Raw genomic sequence first — 17,834 nt, forward strand, 5'->3', positions numbered from 1 at the left:
ACTTTTTGGGGCTGCCTAAGGCCCCCTTCAGACCAGCAAGTTTTCCGGAATAGCTTCTTCATAAAATATCCTAAAGCTCTATCGCGCCTCGCGTCGTTAAAGTGCTAGCCTGCGGCAAAAGAAGAATGCCGGAGGATAGCATGACGAAGAAAACGCTTGGCGACTGGCAGGCTCTTGCCGAGAAAGAGCTGAAGGCTTCCCCCGACGCACTCGTCTGGCACACGCCCGAAGGGATAGACGTCAAGCCGCTCTATACCGAGGGCGATATAGAGGGTGCCGAGCACCTCGGGTCGCTGCCGGGTTTTGCACCCTTTACCCGCGGGCCCCGTGCCACGATGTATGTTGGCCGCCCCTGGACGATCCGGCAATATGCCGGTTTTTCCACCGCAGAGGCCTCCAACGCCTTCTACCGCAAGGCGCTCGCTGCCGGCCAGCAGGGCGTTTCCGTGGCCTTCGATCTTGCAACCCACCGCGGCTATGACAGCGATCATCCGCGCGTCGTCGGCGATGTCGGCAAGGCAGGAGTTGCGATCGACAGCGTCGAGGACATGAAGATCCTGTTCGATGGCATCCCGCTCGAGAAAATCTCGGTCTCGATGACGATGAACGGCGCCGTCATTCCGATACTTGCGAGCTTCATCGTTGCCGGCGAGGAACAGGGTGTGTCCCGGGCCGAGCTTTCGGGGACGATACAGAATGACATCCTAAAGGAGTTCATGGTCCGCAACACCTACATATATCCGCCGGAGCCCTCCATGCGCATCGTTGCGGATATCATCGAATACACAGCAAGGGAGATGCCGAAGTTCAATTCCATTTCGATCTCCGGCTATCACATGCAGGAGGCCGGCGCGACGCTGGTTCAGGAACTCGCCTTCACGCTTGCCGACGGGCGCGAATATGTTCGTGCCGCGCTCGCCAAGGGATTGAACGTCGATGATTTTGCCGGCCGCCTCTCCTTCTTCTTCGCCATCGGCATGAATTTCTTCATGGAGGCAGCGAAGCTGCGTGCTGCGCGCCTGCTCTGGACGCGCATCATGGAGGAGTTCGAGCCCAGGAAACCGTCCTCCCTCATGCTGCGCACGCATTGCCAGACATCGGGCGTCTCGCTGCAGGAGCAGGATCCCTACAACAACATCATCCGCACCGCCTTCGAGGCAATGTCTGCGGTTCTGGGCGGCACTCAGTCGCTCCACACCAATTCCTTCGACGAGGCAATCGCCTTGCCGACGGAGTTTTCTGCCCGCATCGCCCGCAACACGCAGCTCATTCTTCAGCATGAGACGGGCGTAACCAATGTCGTTGATCCACTTGCGGGCTCCTACTATGTCGAGAGCCTGACAAAGGCGCTTGCCGACAAGGCCTGGGCCCTGATCGAAGAGGTCGAGGCACTCGGCGGCATGACCAAGGCGGTGAACGAGGGATTGCCCAAGCGGCTCATCGAGGAAGCGGCGACGCGACGCCAGGCGGCGGTCGACAAGGGTGAAGAGGTCATCGTCGGCGTCAACAAATATCGTCTCGACACGGAAGAAGAGCTCGAGATCCTGGCGATCGACAATGCAGCCGTGCGCGCCGCCCAGATTGCGCGGATCGAAGACACGAAACGCCGCCGCGATGGCGTTACAGTACAAGCGGCCCTCAAGGTGCTTGAGGAGGTCGCAAGCAGCGGCAAGGGGAACCTGCTTTCGGCAGCCATCGAAGCGGCGCGCGCGCGGGCAACTGTTGGCGAGATCTCGGATGCCATGCGTCGGGCCTTCGGGGACCACGCAGCCGAGCCCGAGGTCATCAGGGACGTCTATGGTCAAGCCTACCGCAACGAGCCGGAGCTGGCAGTACTGAAGGACCGCATGGTCGAAGTCGGCAAGGTCCTCGGTCAGAGGCCGAGAATCATGGTTGCCAAGCTTGGCCAGGACGGTCATGACCGCGGCGCCAAGGTGATCGCCTCGGCGTTTGGCGATATTGGCTTTGATGTGCTGGCAGGCCCCCTCTTTCAGACGCCAAAGGAAGCCGCCGACCTCGCGGTCGCCAGCAAGGTACATGTGGTTGGCATGTCGTCGCTGGCGGCTGGCCACAAGACACTGGCACCGCAACTGGTTGACGAACTCAAGGCACAGGGCGCCGGCGATGTCATCGTCGTGGTGGGAGGGGTCGTTCCGCGGCAGGATTACCAGTACCTGATGGACCACGGGGTTGCGGCTGTCTTCGGCCCGGGCACGAACGTTCTGGACGCCGCAAATTCGGTGCTTGACCTGCTTGAGGGCAAGCGGCGAAACCGCTAGATTCGAGCCGTGCGACAAGGCCCTCTCTAGGCGTTGCCGTCCCTCCAGCAGCATCTGAGGCGATCGTTCGGCGTTTGCACGCAGCCGAAATGGGCGTGCATGCCCGTTTGAAGGCGAGTGAAGCTGGAAAACGGGCGGTTATGAAAATTAATTTCATGCTTGCAACTTTTCGCGGGATTCGTGTTGACGAGTTCGAAATTTTGTCCCAACTTGACGAAAATAAATTACGTGAATGGGAACGAGAAGAGCATGAAAGTGGGAATTATCGGGCTAGGTTTCAGGCTCGGCTATCTTGGCTACGTCTTCAAGTCCGTCGATGAAAGCTTCGAGATCGTGGGTTACGTCGACCCCGATCCGGCAGGTCTTCCGGGTCTTGTCGAAAAAGGCATCTCTGCCGGCACGGCCTATGCTTCCCCTGAGGAGCTGATCGCCAGGGAGAAGCTCGATCTCCTGATGATCGGTTCGCCCAACCACATGCATCTCGATCATATCAGGCTTGGTCTTGAAAGTGGCCTGAAGGTCTTCTGCGAAAAGCCGATCGTCACGACGATCGCCGAAAGCATTGAGCTCGCCCGTCTGATGGCGAAGTTCGGTCATGAGCGCCTGATGGTTGGTCTCGTCCTTCGCTATTCGCCCCTCTACAAGGACCTTCGCGCCATTCAGGCCGCAGGCAAGCTTGGACAGATCGTCTCGATCGAGGCTTCGGAGCATATCGAGCCCTACCACGGCGCTTTCTTCATGCGCGATTGGCGCCGCTACGAGCGTTATTCGGGCAGCTTCATGCTGGAAAAGTGCTGCCACGATCTTGATCTCTACAACGGCGTCGTCGGCGCTCGTCCGGAGCGCGTTGCAAGCTTCGGCGGCCGCAAGAGCTTCATTCCGGCCAACGATCCCGCACGCGAAGGCATCAACGACCTGGAGCTTTTTCACCGCAAGCCGAGCGGCTGGATGGGCTCCGACAAGGTTTTCGACAGCGACGGCGACATCATCGACTATCAGGTGGCGATCGTCGAATATGCCAATGGCGTCGGCATGAATTTCCATACCAACCTCAACGTTCCCGACCAGTTCCGCCGTTTTGCCATCATGGGATCGCGCGGCATGGCGGAGGGCGATTTCGTCCGCGGCTATCTCGACGTCCATGAGCAGTTGACGGGCAAGAAGGTGATTGAGAACAAGTACGTGGCGACCGAGCTTTCGCAGCATTACGGTGCCGACGAACAGATGGCAGCGGATTTGCTCGACAGCGTGCGTACCGGTACCGAACTTCCTGTTTCGACACTCAATGCCCTTGAGGCCGGCATCCTTGCCCTATCGATGGACGAGGCAAGGATGAAAAAGGCGGTGATCGATCTACGCCCGATTTGGGACAGGTTCGACGAAGCCCTGCACGCAAGAGCGGCTTGAGGAGGGCGGCAAGATGAGCGTCCAACGCAACGCAGTCATCTTTGCCTGGATACTTCTCCTTCCGGCAGTCCTCTATGTCGCAGTGATCGTCGCCTATCCGCTGGTCGACACATTCATCCTCTCCTTCACCGATGCGTCGCTGAAGAAGACGACGAACTGGGTCGGCTGGGTGAACTATAGCAAGATCTTCAATGCTACCTTCGCCGAAGTCATCATTCGCACCTTCATCTGGACGTTCTTTTCCGTCTCCATCAAGATGATCATCGGTGTGTTCGGCGCAACGATGCTGAATTCTGCGGTTCCCGGCAGGGCGCTCTTCCGCGTCCTGACCATGCCGCCATGGATTGTCCCAATGGCGATTGGCATCTTCATGTGGGGCTGGATGTACAACGGCCAGTTCGGGATGATTTCCGGCATGCTGCAGCGCTTCGGGCTGGTGGACGCGCCGGTCGCATTTCTCGCGCAGGGGTCCACGGCGTTCTGGGCGACGATCATCACCGATGTCTGGATCGGCGTTCCGCTGGTCACGCTTTATATGCTCGCGGCCATGCAGGCGATTCCGCAGGATCTCTATGAGGCCGCCTGGACCGACGGGGCCGGCCGTTTCTATCGCTTCCGGCGCATTACCCTGCCACTGATCGTCCCGTCGATGATCACCATGTCGATGCTGTCGCTGATCGCTACGTTCAACTCATTCGACATCATTTGGATCCTGACGCGTGGTGGCCCGAGCGGCGAAACGACGACGATGATCATCGACACCTATAAAACCGCGATCGGCTCGAACAAATACGGGGAAGGCGCCGCGCGCGCCGTGCTGATCTGCATCTTCCTGTCGATTTTCTGCGTCTGCTACTTCCGCGTGACCAGCCGCCTTACTTCCGGAGACAAGCGATGAAACAGCCGCATCTGCTGATCCATCGGTACAAATGGTATGAGATCATCGGCATCTATGCCGGCATCCTGGTGTTCCTTACCTTCGTGCTTGCGCCCTTCGTCGAGGGCTTCCTGGTATCGCTGAAGCCGCTCAGCCAGCTCTTTTCATCGCCTTACCGGTTCATCCCCGAGAACGGTTCGTTCGAGGCCTATCGGACCATGTGGGTAAGCGTACCGGGCTTTGCGCGCTACATCTTCAATTCCTTCTTTATCTCGACCATCGTCACCGCCGTTGTCCTGGTGCTCGTCATCCCTGCCTCCTATGCGTTCGCGCGGTTTGAATTCAAAGGCGCCGGGCTGCTGCTCGGCGCGTTCCTGGCCGTCAACATGTTTTCGGGCGCGGTGCTGCTCATCCCGCTCTTCCGGCTGATGCGAACGCTCGGCCTGCTGAATACCTATTTCGCCATCATGGTTCCAGGCGTTGCCTTCCTGATCCCTTCGGCGATCTGGCTGCTCAGAACCTACATGATGCGCATTCCGCGGGAGCTGGACGAAGCCGCATTCGTCGACGGCGCCAGCCATTTCTATACCCTGCGCCGGGTCATCCTGCCAATCGCCATGCCGGGCATCATGGTAGTTGCGATCACCACCTTCATCGGCTCCTATGCCCAGCAGTTCATCTTCGCGCTCACCTTCAATTCCAAGACCGAATTTGCGCCCTTGCCGGTCGGACTCTTCGCCTATTTCGGCCGCCAGGAAGTCGTGTGGAATGAACTGATGGCTGCAAGTTTCGTCGGCATTGCGCCGGCCATGATCGTGATTTTCTTCCTTCAACGGTATCTCGTCAGCGGTCTGACCGCGGGCGCGGTGAAACAGTAAGTCAACCACCAGAGAAAAAACGGGAGCTAACAACGTGACAATTCAATTCAAGACCGGGCTGATGGCCCTTGCCCTGCTCGGCTCTACCGCGCTCGGCGCAATGACCGCGCACGCGGCTGACAAGGAGATCAGCTGGATCTATTGCGGCGACAAGATCGATCCGATCCACGAGAAATACATCAAGGAATGGGAAGGCAAGAACCCAGGCTGGAAGGTCACGCCTGAGGTTGTCGGCTGGGAACAGTGCCAGGACAAGGCCACGACGCTGGCTGCTGCCGGCACTCCGGTCGGCATGGCCTATGTCGGTTCGCGTACGCTGAAGGAATTCGCCCAGAACGATCTGATCGTTCCGGTGCCGATGACCGACGACGAGAAGAAGAGCTACTACCCGAACATCGTCGACACCGTCACCTTCGACAACAACCAGTGGGGCGTGCCGGTCGCCTTCTCGACCAAGGCACTCTACTGGAACAAGGACATCTTCAAGCAGGCCGGCCTCGACCCGGAGAACCCGCCGAAGACTTGGGCTGAGGAAATTGCCGCCGCCAAGCAGATCAAGGAAAAGACCGGCATTGCAGGCTACGGCCTCCCGGCGAAGACCTTCGACAACACCATGCATCAGTTCATGCATTGGGTTTACACCAACAACGGCAAGGTGATCGACGGTGATAAGATCGTCATGGACAGCCCGGAAGTCCTGGCCGCCTTGCAGGCCTACAAGGACATCACGCCCTACTCCGTCGAAGGCGCAACCGCCTACGAGCAGAACGAAATCCGCGCCATCTTCCTCGATGGCAAGGTCGGCATGATCCAGGCAGGTTCGGGTGCTGCTGCCCGCCTCAAGGACACCAAGATCAACTGGGGCGTCGCACCGCTGCCGCTCGGCCCGTCGGCCAAGGGTGAAGGCACGCTGCTGATCACCGACAGCCTGGCGGTCTTCAAGGGTACGGGTGTGGAAGACAAGGCGATCGAATTCGCCAAGTTCATCACCTCGCCGGGCCCGCAAGGCGAATACGAACTTCAGGGTGGTGCCGGCCTGACGCCGCTGCGTCCGTCACCGAAGGTCGATGAGTTCGTCAAGGCTGATCCGTCGTGGAAGCCGTTCATCGACGGTATCACTTTCGGCGGTCCCGAGCCGCTCTTCACCGACTACAAGGGCTTCCAGAATTCGATGATCGAAATGGTACAGTCTGTCGTGACGGGCAAGGCCGAGCCGGCCGATGCTCTCAAGAAGGCTGCTGGCGAGATCGAAGCGTTCAAGTAAGCCTTTGTCGGGATCGCGGGCGCAACAACCGCGATCCCTTTGACTATCGCATACAGTGCCGCAGCGGCGGTGACCGGAGACAAGTTTTGGGACAGCTTCTTCTCAACAAGGTTCAGAAGTTCTACGGCGACTTCGAGGTTCTCAAGGGTGTTCAGCTTGAGGTGAGGAACGGCGAGTTCGTAGTTTTCGTCGGGCCATCAGGCTGCGGCAAATCCACCTTGCTGCGCATGATTGCCGGCCTGGACGCAACCTCCGGCGGCGACATCGTCATCGACGGGCTGAGGGTCAACGACCTGCCGCCGGTCAAGCGCGGCATCGCCATGGTGTTCCAATCCTATGCCCTCTATCCGCACATGTCTGTGTTCGAGAATATCGCGTTCCCGCTGCGGGTGGAAAAGATGGAGGAGGAAAAGCTCAAGGCCAAGGTCGAGCATGCAGCGCGCATTCTCCACCTCGACCAGCGCCTGCAGCAGAAGCCCGGCATGCTTTCGGGCGGCCAGCGTCAGCGCGTTGCAATCGGCCGCGCGATCGTGCGCGAACCGAAGATATTCCTGTTTGACGAACCACTCTCCAACCTCGACGCTGCCTTGCGCGCCGACATGCGCATCGAGCTTGCCAAACTGCACCGCCAGCTGAAGGCGACGATGATTTATGTCACGCACGACCAGATCGAGGCGATGACCATGGCGGACCGGATTGTGGTTTTGAATGCCGGCGAGATCGCCCAGACCGGCGCCCCGCTGGAACTCTACCACAAGCCTGCCAACATCTTTGTTGCCGCCTTCATCGGCAATCCCAAGATGAACTTCTTGCCCGTCACCTGCACAGGTATCAGCGATGCCGGCATCGAAATCGACTACAAAGGACAGAAGGCGGTGATCCCTGTCACGCCAAGAGGCGGCGCTATTGGCAAACAGCTGACCCTGGGCGTGCGTCCGGAGCATATCCAGATCGGGTCTGGCGACATCGCCTTTACCGTTACGCCGTCTGTCATCGAGCGCCTTGGCGCCCAGACGGTCGCCTACGCGTCGCTCGACAGCGAAAGCGAGAATTTCTGCGCGACGCTGCAGGGGCGCGCCGCTGTTCACCCGGATCAGCCACTCGTCACCGGGATCAACGTTGCCGACTGCCATCTGTTCGATGAGGTAGGCATCTCGTTCGAGCGCCATGTGGAGCTGACGAGCATCGACATGAACCTCCTCAACCCCACGGCTGCGTGATCATTAACCCCGTGCTGGCGCTCCACCTCAGAAGAGAGGATAGAAGAGCCTGTTGGCCGGATAGGAATAAGCCCCCCGGTCCGCGACCCCGAATCGGTACATGCAGCTTCTCAGCGCTGTAATGTGCCAGGCATTTGTCGGATAAGGAGAGCCCCGATAGTTGGCTTCGGGCAAGCAATAGCGATAGATCCTGTCAAACCGCGAAAGCAGCACGGGGTCGGAATCCATCCGTACGCCGTGAAAGGTCTGCCATTGCCAGGGCGGCTCGGCCGCCGATATTGCCAACAGACTTGCTGCCATTCCCAATGCAACCGAAACTCTCATCGACGTGACCTCCCGCGTGCCTAACGCCCACACAAAAGAAGATGCTTTTCAATCGCGTAAGGTCAAGTGTCCTACACCAAAGGAAGGCGCGGCGTCTGGCATCACAGGTCATCTTGCCGGGGTGCTTCTCGATTGCAGCCAATGGAAAGCGTGCCTCGCCTCAGGCAATGCGGACCTCGCAGACGGTGTTGGCTCGGCGTCATACGATGATCCTGTTTGCGCGGACAGCAAGGGCAGCCCTTGCCGGCTGCCCGCTGCTTGAGTTCTATTCGTCAGTTGCCCGGCTTGTTCCTGATAGCGGCATCTATCTGTTTCTTGACCGCATCCAGATTGAAGGAAGCCGGATCCTGCATTGGCGGGTAATCGACCGCTGTCAGGGCGAGTTTCTTGACCTCGTCCTGAACGCTGACAAACCGCCAGAACTCGCGGGCAAAGAAGTCATTCATGTATCCTCCACCAAGGTCATTGAGACTTTGCTCGCCAATCGACGGGGTGCGCTCGAACGGATCCTGACGGATATTGACCATGGTGGGCATGTCCGTCGTTACCTTTCCACCGGGCCAGCCCTGGGGCTGCTGGAAGAACTGGAACTTGAAGTTGTCAATGCGAACTGCCCCGAGAGCAGGGCCGCCGAAATAGAAGAATTCATGCCGTGCGGACGGTGATTTGCCGAGCAGCAGGTCCAGCTGATTGTAGCCGTCAAGATGGTTCTTGTAGGTTCTGTCGCCCAGCTGCACACCCTTCAGCAACTGGTCGGTGATGTCAGTATTGCCGGCTGCCGCTGCTAGCGTCGGGAACCAATCCAGCGCTGAAAAAATGCCGTTCTCGACCGTTCCAGGCTTGACCTTGCCCGGCCACCGAATGATGGCTGGCGCGCGGAAGCCGCCTTCCATCACGGTGCCCTTGGTGCCCTTGAACGGGGTCATGCCGCCGTCTGGCCAGGTGAAGACCTCCGCCCCGTTGTCAGTGGTGAACACGACGATCGTGTTGCTGGTCTCGCCAGCATCTTCCACACATTTCAAAAGAGCGCCGACGCTATCGTCAAGCTGCGCCACGCCGGCTTCCTCGAGGCCATAGTTGCTGTCGCTGTTCATGAGAGCCTGATACTTGGGCGACAGAAAAGTCCAGACGTGCATGCGCGTCGTGTTGTGCCAGACGAAATACGGCTTGTTATCGGTCTTGGCCTTGTCCATGAAGTCGCACGAAGCCTTGACCAGCACTTCATCGAACGTGCCCATGTCGTACTTGGCCTTGGGCATGATGTCATGCATGTTCGGCACCTTGGACATGTCGGGATAGGGTGCCAGGGGGCCCTCGTCCACTATCCTCTGCTTGCCGACCTTGCCCCAGCGCGGTTGTTCGGTCGTGTCGTCGGTATCGGTCGCGAAGCTGTGGACCAGATTGCGCGGACCGAATTTGTCCCGGTAGGATTGGTCATTCGGAAACGAATACCAATAGGGGTCTGACATCGCATCGAGGTGATAGAGATAGCCAAAGAACTCGTCAAAGCCATGCAATGTCGGAAGATACTTGTTCAAGTCGCCAAGATGGTTCTTGCCGAACTGTCCGGTGGCGTATCCTTCTGTCTTGAGGACGGTGGCCAGGGTCGCCGCCTTGTCGGGCATGCCGACATCCGCGCCCGCCTGGCCGACAGTCGTCAAGCCGGTGCGCAACGGAATTTCACCGGTGATGAAACTCGCCCGGCCAGCCGTGCAGCTTGCCTCGGCATAGTAATCGGTGAACATCAAGCCCTCGGATGCGAGCTTGTCGAGATTGGGCGTCTTCCCGGACATGATGCCCCGGTGATAGGCGCCAAGGTTGAACCAGCCGACGTCATCGCCCATGATCACAAGGATATTGGGTTTTGCCTGCTGCTGCGCAACAGTCGGCGCAGCCAGCGCGGATGTCAGTGCGGAAGCCAATAGACCAAAGCAAAGGTTTCTCATGCTGTTCATGGCATGTACCCTTTCTTGAATCTGCCTGAATCACAATTCACGCCCAACGCAAAGGGCGGCGCTCCTGCGGATGCAATCCGAAGAATCGCGTGGCATAGCCCGCCGGCGTGGGCCTGTTGGAAGTCAATGCTGCTTCGAATGACTCGCCATAGGGCGGCGATAGCACTTGCGCCACCGAAGGGGTCGGTGGCGGCAATGACACATTCGTTCTAACGGCCCGCATCAAAGACTGCGGTCGTCCAGAACGAGTATTACACATTTTGGCTTTCGCCGCCAGATTGAGGGTCGCGAGCTCTCCTGTCTGCGCGCACCAAAGAGGTTGCGAGCACGCAAACCTCCACACGACCGAGGCTGATAGGGAAAGCACCCAACGCCCTGCACCTAAGGCCCTGCACCTAAGGCCCTACCAGACAAGACCGCGCGCAGCCACGTTTTCGACGCGCGTGACCACGCCGTCACGATGAAACACCATCGTGTCGAAGAGATTGGAAACAACGCAGGTATGGTTGGGAATGATGCGGATCTTCTCGCCGATCTCAGGACGCTTGTCGCCGCATTTTGAAAGGTCGATGACGCCATGCTCCTCGGACAGACCAGCAATCACCGCCTCGGGATAGCCGACGACTGTTCCGAAGTCGGAGAAGCCAAGCAGATCGGACGTCAGGGCCTTCGATCCGGCGTCAATGACGGCGCGATCTGCGGTCGGGCGCGACACGACGGTTGCCAGTACATGCATGGCGCAGTCGGCCTCGCTGCAGTGGCCGGCACGAACCATGGAGCGATCGTTGTAGATATAGGTGCCAGCGCGGTGCTCGGTCGCAGCGCTCACGAGATGCGCCTCAAACAGGCTTGGCGTGCCGCCGTTGCTGACAATTGGACAGGCAATGCCGTCAGCGTTCAAGAGCAGTAGCGCTTTGCCGAGGAACGCTTGCACAGCCTCGGCGGAAGCGGGCTTCGGGTAGTTGAGGAGGCCGCCGAAGGAAAGGCCCGGCGCATCGTGAATGCGCTTGGCAAGGTTCTTCGCTTCTTCAGGCGTCTGGACACCGCAGCGCCCGCCACCAGTGTCGCATTCGACAAGAACGGTCAGCGGCTTGCGGGATTGAAAGGTAGAGGACAGTCCGTCGACCGTCACGGCGCTATCGGCAACGACCTTCAGACCCGAGATCCTGTCGTTGAGCGCGACAAGGCGCTCGAGCTTTTGCGCGCCAAGGATATTGAAGGTGATCAGGATGTCTTCGAAGCCGGCCGCGGCGAACACTTCCGCCTCGCTGATCTTCTGACAATTGATGCCCTTGGCACCTGCCGCGATCTGCTCGGTGGCAAGCGCGGGGATCTTGTGCGTCTTGATGTGCGGACGGAAATTCAGGCCGTGCCTGTCCATGTAGGCCTGCGTGCGGGCAATGTTTGCCGCCAGTCGCTCCTCATCGATGATCGGCCGCGGCGTTGAAAGGTCGGCAACCCTGTCGCCCGGCTTGGCGACGACGGCAAACGAATTTTGCTGCATGTGACGGCTCTCCGCGCTAGCGGCCGTGGGGATCTTCGACCATCGGCCAGATGTTCTTCGGCGCCCGACGATAGGGTGTCTTGGCCGGATTGTTGGGATAAGGCGTTCCGGCAGAGCAGTAAATGATCTCCGCAGCGATTTTGGAGAAGGATGCGTAGAAATGATTGGTCGATTTGATGACCAGGATCTTCCTGGACGTCGGATCGATGCCCATGACCGAGAAAAGGCTTGGGTCGAAGCTCTGGGCGCGGGTCGAATTCAGAATGATATCGATGCCGTCGAGTACGATGTGCGCTGCATCGCCGAATGGCGCAAAGCTCTCGCCGAAACGCATCTCAGCATTCGTGACGAGCTTCACGACCTTGACGACGCCATCGACCGGGTTGCCGGTGCCGGGTGCGGACTTGGCACCAAAGCGCAGGGGAATTTCGGCCCCCTCTCCCGCCGCCATGCAGATCTGCACCGCCATCGGGTCCCAGATCGTGCCGATCGCAACATCTCTCACACCCCTTGCAAGGAGTTCCTGCAACAGGACGGTGGCATCGCCGGCAGTGCCGCCGCCCGGATTGTCCCAGACGTCGGCGACGACGACCGGCCAGGACGTCGCTGCGACTGCCTGCGTTACGGCCTCAATCTCGTCGATCTGCGGCATGATGAAGGTACCACGCTTCGAAAACAGCTCGAGGCCGAGTTCACGCGCCAGGGCTTCACCCTTCTCCGGTTTGTCGTCGGTGACGACAAGCAGCTTCGTACCCATTTCCGGCACGTCGCCTGCCATGAAGCCGTGAATGACCGAGATCGAGAGGATATCAGCGTCCTCCTTCTCAAGCCGCATGATCTTGTCGACAAAGGAGCGCATCGGATCGCGCGAGGTGGGAAAGACATCGATCATCCGGCAGTCGAAGACGGACATGACCGGTTTTGATCGACCCTCCAGCGTCTGGCTGGCAATGCGCCATAAATCCTCCGCGCGATCGACGAAATCGGTGTGCGGGAACTCCTTGAAGTAGACAAAGAAGTCGGCGGCCTGCAGCCTTCTGGCTGTAAGATGACTGTGCGGATCGAGTTCGGCGCAGACAAGGACATCAGGTCCGACAATCGCGCGTACACGCGCCAATATGTCGCCCTCAGTATCCTCGTAGCCGGCTGCGACCATGGCGCCGTGCAGGCCGAGGATAACGGCGTCGACCGGCATCGCGGCCTCAAGCTGGGTCAGCACCTCATCGCGAAGCCCCTCATAGGTCGAGCGGTTCACCAGTCCGGCCGGGTCCGCCCACGCCGCCGTACCCTCGATCAGCTCCCATCCCTTCTCGGCGCAAACACGCCGCCCTACGGTGATTGGCGCCGTGCAGAGGGTCGGGGTTTCCGGGTGCTGCCCTGGGGGCGCATAAAGGGACGCCTCGAACGCCCGCCGATCGACGCAGATCGGGGAAAACGTATTGGTCTCGGTTGCGAGCGCCGCCGTAAAAATGCGCAAGGGTTTGCCTTTGTGTTGATCAGCCCATCGGGTTCGGCAGGTAGCCGGTGAAGCCGCATATCTTCCAGCGGCCTTCATGCAGGCGGCAATAATAGAGCGTCTGCCACTGCATCACATCACGCGTACCATCGGCCTTCGTAAGGCCGCCATCGAACTTCTTGCGCACCAGCGCCATTTCACCTTCGATCTCGATGTCCTCAAGCGTGGTGGTCGTGAAGATGGCGCTACGGGTGTCCTCAGAAAAGGATTGTGTTGCAAAGTCTCGTGCCTGACGCAGCCACTCGTCACGGTAGGCCGACAAAGTCGGAAACGCCAGGCGCCACTTGTCGGGGCTGACTTGCTTGCGTCCGTCGATGCCGAGGAAGCCTTCCTCGACGAAATCATGCTCGACCATCGACCAGTCGGCAGCCAGGAATGCGTCGATATCGCGCGCTACCAGCATCTCCCAGATCGAGTGGCGGGCAGCGTCCGAAGCAGGAAACGGATTTTTGAAAGGATCGCGCATTATCTCCCCCGCATTGAAATTCTTTTCATGAATGCTGTTTTTCGCTGGTCAAATTCGGCTTTCTATGGTGACTTGTCAACTTAATACGAAAATAATTTGCAAGGATCGACCAATGTCCATCAAGCGTTATGGCACGGTTCAAAAAGGTGCCGGCGGCAAGCCCCTCCCCTTTGCCCGCGCCGTCGAAGCAGACGGATGGCTCTATGTTTCCGGCCAGGTTGCCATGGACAATGGCGAGATCATTGATGGAAACATCGTCGCGCAGACGCACAAGACGATCGAGAACGTGATCGCGATTCTCAACGAAGCCGGCTACGGCGTCGAGCATGTGGTGCGGTGCGGCGTCTGGCTCGACGACCCTCGCGACTTTTGGACCTTCAACGCCATCTATCAGCAATATTTCGGCGACCACCCGCCGGCGCGCGCCTGCGTCCAGTCATCGATGATGGTCGACTGCAAGGTTGAAATCGACTGCGTAGCGTATAAGCCGAAGGATCAATAGCGCAAACGACGGGAGAGCTCGGTTGGACATTTTCTCTACATTGCAGGAAGAGAAGCCCCGGCTTTCGCCCTCGGAAAACCGTATCGCGGATATCCTTCTCAATGACTTCGAGTTCGCGGTGAACGCCTCGATCATCGAGCTTGCCGAAAAGGCTGACGTATCGCCGCCGACGGTCACGCGTTTCTGCCGGCGGCTTGGCTGCGAGAGCTTCTCCGATTTCAAGGTCCAGCTTGCCCGAACAGCCTATGTCGGGATGCGGTACCTGAAACCTGAGCCGAAAAGCACCAATCCGGGCGATGTCGCGCAAGACATCATAACAAAGGCGCAGAACGCTCTCTTCCTGCTTCATCGTTCACTTGATCTTGCTGCCATCGAGCTTGCCGCCGGGCGACTTGCACGCGCCGACATGATTTATGCCTTCGGCTCTGGTGGCAATTCATCAATGATTGCCAGTGAATTGCAAAACCGCCTGTTTCGCTTCGGCCTGCATGTCACCGCAAGCTCCGATCACGGCATGCAATTGATGATGGCCGCCGCCGCCAAGCAGACCGACGTGCTGATCGGCTCGTCCTTCACCGGGCGCAACACCGAGCTCGTGCGTGCCTTCGCTCTTGCGCGCGAGTCGAAGGTGACGACGATCGCGCTCACCCAGAGCAATAGCCCGGTCGCGCAAGCAGCCGAAATCGTCGTGCCGATCGATTTGCAAGAGGGCAACAATATCTTCCGGCCCACCTCCACGCGCATCGCCTATCTGGCGGCGGTCGATATTCTCGCCAGCCTCGTCGCCTATGCCATCCAGCCAAAGGCGGCAGTGGCGCTGCGCCGCATCAAGCAGCAGCTCGTTGCCCACCGCGATGGCGATGACCGGCAACTGCTCGGGGACTGACCATTCCATGCCAAAGAGGGGTAGAGAATGACAAAGACGGTAGCAATCGTGACCGGTGCTGCGGGTGACATAGGCCGTGCGATTGCCGAGCGGCTTGCCGAGGATCACGATACCATCCTGATGGTCGACATCGACTTTGCCGCCGCCGAGAGGGCCGCCCGCACGCTGGGCGCGGCCGAACGCTTCATCGCGTGTGGCTGTGATGTAACGAACGAGGCAAGTGTTGCCGAGATGGCGAAGCGTGCCGCGACGCTCGGTGCCGTCAGGACGCTGGTCAACAATGCCGGTGCTGCGCGCGCCGTCAGCCTGCACGATACCACGGCCGAGATCTGGCGGATGGACAATGCCCTCAATCTCGAGGCGGCGTTCCTCTGCTTCCGCGCCGTCGAGGGACAGCTCGAAGCGGCGAAGGGCTCGGTTGTCAACATTGCATCCGTCAACGGCATGAACGTCTTCGGCCATCCTGCCTACAGCGCAGCGAAAGCCGGACTGCTGCATCTGACCAAACTGATTGCGGTGGAATATGGAAAGCTCGGGATCCGCTCGAATTCGGTTGCGCCCGGCACCGTGCGTACGCAGGCCTGGGAGGCGCGTGCTGCCGCCAATCCTAATGTCTTTGAGGAAGCGCGCCGCTGGTACCCGCTGCAGCGGGTTGTCGATCCCCGGGATGTCGCCAATGCCGTTGCATTTCTGGCTGGCCCGCAGGCCGCCGCCATCACCGGCGTCTGCCTGCCGGTGGACTGCGGCCTGACCGCCGGTCAGGCGGAACTTGCCCGTACCTTTTCGCAATCCGAGCACTACTGAAAGACATAGCAAGAGAGGAACAGATATGACTGTGGCGCCCTACCGCCTGGAAAGTTCGTGGCAGCCGGATGGTGGCCCGAACGGCCGCTTTAGCTTTTCCCTTTTCAATCTTTCCGATGTTGCGCTTTCCGGCTTCACGCTGGTCTACACCTCGCTGACGCGTGTCATCGATGCCAAGGCCTGCGACAATGCCACCTTTGTGCGCCGCAATGCCAATTTTCACGAGTTTGCACCGCCAACCGACTTCGTCCTCGAACCGGGCAAGAGTTGGACTTTCACCGTCAGTGGCCTGCACAGGCCCGCGCGCCACTGCACCGATGGCGCCAAGTCCGCCTATGTGACGCTTGCTGATGGCAAGCATGTCACGGTTGGAGTGTCCGATCTGCTGCTTGAAGGTCGCGTCAATGAACCGCCGCCGATGCTTCTCCCGGAAGGCAGGCTCACGCTTCCATTCTCGTTGCAGCCATGGCCGGCAGAAATCGACGCCAGGCCCGGCGATGGCTTTCCTGTCGTTCTCTATCCCGCCGAAGGATCCTCGGCTGACGACATGCGCGCCGTCTCAACTGCCCTTTCGCTCTTCCGGCGCCTCTTTGAGAGCGACCACGCACCTTACAATCTCGTGGCCTCGCCGCAGGGCCGGGCCCTGCAGTTTTCGGTTGATCCGACGATAGCTCCGGACGGCTACAAGCTTGCCTTCTCGCCCACGACGATCACGCTATCCTTTGCCGATGCTGCCGGACGTCAATACGGGCTGACTTCGCTTTCGCAACTCCTGCACGGCGCCCGCAGCCATCCACAGACGTTCCGCTTTCCCGTCTCCGGGACAATTTCCGACAAACCGCGATACGGTTGGCGGGGGTGCCATCTCGACGTTTCCAGGCAGTTCTATCCGGTCGCTGATATCAAACGCCTGATCGACATCCTTGCCTGGTTGAAGGTCAACATCTTCCATTGGCATCTGACTGACGACGAGGCATGGCGACTTGAGATCAAGGCCTATCCGGAACTGACGACGACAGGCGTCTTGCGGGGGCCGGATGAGCCGCTCCTGCCTCAACTCGGCAACAGTGCCGAGCCGGTTGGCGGCTTTTATTCCCAGGAGGACGTTCGCGACATTGTCGCTCACGCTGCAGGCTTGAACGTCGAGATCATCCCCGAAATCGATATTCCGGGCCACAGCACGGCCACCTTGACGGCGCTGCCTGATCTGTCCGACGGGCAGGAGGCGCCGGACAGCTATCACTCCGTGCAGGGCTATCCGAACAACGCGCTCAATCCAGCCGTGCCCGGGACCTACGAATTTCTCGAGAACGTGCTCGACGAGATGGTCGAGCTTTTCCCCTCTTCCTATCTCCACATCGGTGGTGACGAGGTGGCGAACGGCTCATGGCTTGCCTCCCCGCTTGCCAAGGCGCTGATGGAGAAGGAAGGGATTTCAGGAACGTTTGCGCTGCAGTCCTATTTCCTCAAGCGCGTGAAGGACATGCTGAACGCGCGTGGTCGCAAGTTGGCCGGTTGGAACGAAGTGGCCCATGGCGGCGGTGTCGCCGCCGCAGACACGTTGCTGATGGCTTGGGAGAACCCGCAGGTCGGGATCGATCTCGCCAGACAAGGCTACGAGGTCGTCATGACCCCTGGCCAAGCCTACTATCTCGACATGGTGCAGGCGGAGGCCTTTCAGGAGCCCGGTGCAAGCTGGGCCGGGACAGTGCCGCCGGCCCACACCTATGCCTATGAGGCAGAAGGTGAATTTCCGGAGGAACTGAAGGACAGGATGAAGGGCGTTCAGGCCTGTATCTGGTCGGAACACTTTCTCTCGCGCGGCTATTTCAACCGGCTGGTCTTCCCAAGGTTGCCGGCAATTGCCGAGGCGGCGTGGACGCCGCGGGCGATGAAGGACTGGCATCGCTTCGCCGCGATCGTTCCCCTTAGCCCAAAACTGTGAGGCCGGC

14 protein-coding genes are annotated in these 17,834 nt (G+C 59.5%); 10 read left to right on the forward strand and 4 right to left on the reverse strand.

All coding sequences use genetic code 11. The features are described from left to right. Window positions 1–140: 140 nt before the first annotated feature. The 6 genes from scpA to IB244_RS02630 all read left to right on the forward strand — a co-directional run bounded on the left by scpA (window position 141) and on the right by IB244_RS02630 (window position 7,925). Entirely contained in the window at window positions 141–2,279 is a 2,139-nt protein-coding gene (scpA, locus tag IB244_RS02605; protein ID WP_192303068.1) for a methylmalonyl-CoA mutase, read from the forward strand. A gap of 249 nt (window positions 2,280–2,528) precedes the next feature. Next, the gene (locus tag IB244_RS02610; protein WP_169683441.1) at window positions 2,529–3,686 is read left to right on the forward strand and encodes a Gfo/Idh/MocA family protein; all 1,158 of its coding nucleotides are present in this window, start codon (window positions 2,529–2,531) and stop codon (window positions 3,684–3,686) included. 13 nt (window positions 3,687–3,699) lie between these two features. Further along, complete coding sequence (locus IB244_RS02615; protein ID WP_018858423.1) at window positions 3,700–4,584, forward strand: carbohydrate ABC transporter permease; 885 nt, start codon at window positions 3,700–3,702, stop codon at window positions 4,582–4,584. Beyond that, window positions 4,581–5,441: a carbohydrate ABC transporter permease gene (locus IB244_RS02620; protein ID WP_025661281.1), complete on the forward strand. Its 861-nt coding sequence runs from the start codon at window positions 4,581–4,583 to the stop codon at window positions 5,439–5,441. Before IB244_RS02615 ends, IB244_RS02620 begins: the two co-directional genes overlap by 4 nt. Window positions 5,442–5,502: 61 nt before the next feature. Further along, window positions 5,503–6,705 (forward strand): ABC transporter substrate-binding protein, encoded by a 1,203-nt coding sequence (locus tag IB244_RS02625; RefSeq protein ID WP_210258366.1) that lies wholly within the window; start codon window positions 5,503–5,505, stop codon window positions 6,703–6,705. An 86-nt stretch (window positions 6,706–6,791) separates the two neighbouring features. Continuing rightward, entirely contained in the window at window positions 6,792–7,925 is a 1,134-nt protein-coding gene (locus tag IB244_RS02630) for an ABC transporter ATP-binding protein (RefSeq protein WP_192303070.1), read from the forward strand. Between the two features lie 596 nt (window positions 7,926–8,521). On the opposite strand, the gene IB244_RS02635 is transcribed toward IB244_RS02630, so the two are convergent. From IB244_RS02635 to IB244_RS02650, 4 genes are all read right to left on the reverse strand, one after another. Continuing rightward, window positions 8,522–10,204 (reverse strand): arylsulfatase, encoded by a 1,683-nt coding sequence (locus tag IB244_RS02635; protein ID WP_192303072.1) that lies wholly within the window; start codon window positions 10,202–10,204, stop codon window positions 8,522–8,524. Between the two features lie 403 nt (window positions 10,205–10,607). After that, on the reverse strand, window positions 10,608–11,708 hold the full coding sequence (locus IB244_RS02640) for a D-TA family PLP-dependent enzyme (RefSeq protein WP_192303074.1): 1,101 nt from the start codon (window positions 11,706–11,708) through the stop codon (window positions 10,608–10,610). 16 nt (window positions 11,709–11,724) lie between these two features. Continuing rightward, window positions 11,725–13,185: a M81 family metallopeptidase gene (locus IB244_RS02645; RefSeq protein ID WP_192303076.1), complete on the reverse strand. Its 1,461-nt coding sequence runs from the start codon at window positions 13,183–13,185 to the stop codon at window positions 11,725–11,727. A 19-nt stretch (window positions 13,186–13,204) separates the two neighbouring features. Further along, window positions 13,205–13,690 (reverse strand): hypothetical protein, encoded by a 486-nt coding sequence (locus IB244_RS02650; protein ID WP_062376155.1) that lies wholly within the window; start codon window positions 13,688–13,690, stop codon window positions 13,205–13,207. Between the two features lie 112 nt (window positions 13,691–13,802). On the opposite strand from IB244_RS02650, the gene IB244_RS02655 reads away from it, so the two are divergent. From IB244_RS02655 to IB244_RS02670, 4 genes are read left to right on the forward strand one after another with little or no spacing between them, the layout of a single operon-like run. After that, complete coding sequence (locus tag IB244_RS02655; RefSeq protein WP_169683428.1) at window positions 13,803–14,192, forward strand: RidA family protein; 390 nt, start codon at window positions 13,803–13,805, stop codon at window positions 14,190–14,192. Between the two features lie 22 nt (window positions 14,193–14,214). Continuing rightward, entirely contained in the window at window positions 14,215–15,078 is an 864-nt protein-coding gene (locus IB244_RS02660) for a MurR/RpiR family transcriptional regulator (protein WP_169683425.1), read from the forward strand. A gap of 27 nt (window positions 15,079–15,105) precedes the next feature. Beyond that, window positions 15,106–15,882, forward strand: a complete 777-nt coding sequence (locus IB244_RS02665; RefSeq protein ID WP_192303078.1) for an SDR family oxidoreductase — start codon at window positions 15,106–15,108, stop codon at window positions 15,880–15,882. A 25-nt stretch (window positions 15,883–15,907) separates the two neighbouring features. Further along, a complete protein-coding gene (locus IB244_RS02670) occupies window positions 15,908–17,827 on the forward strand; it encodes a beta-N-acetylhexosaminidase (RefSeq protein WP_192303079.1) in 1,920 nt (639 codons plus the stop codon). Window positions 17,828–17,834 lie beyond the last annotated feature (7 nt).

Origin of the sequence: Rhizobium sp. RHZ02 (genome assembly GCF_014851575.1) — a bacterium.
GTDB lineage: Bacteria > Pseudomonadota > Alphaproteobacteria > Rhizobiales > Rhizobiaceae > Rhizobium > Rhizobium altiplani.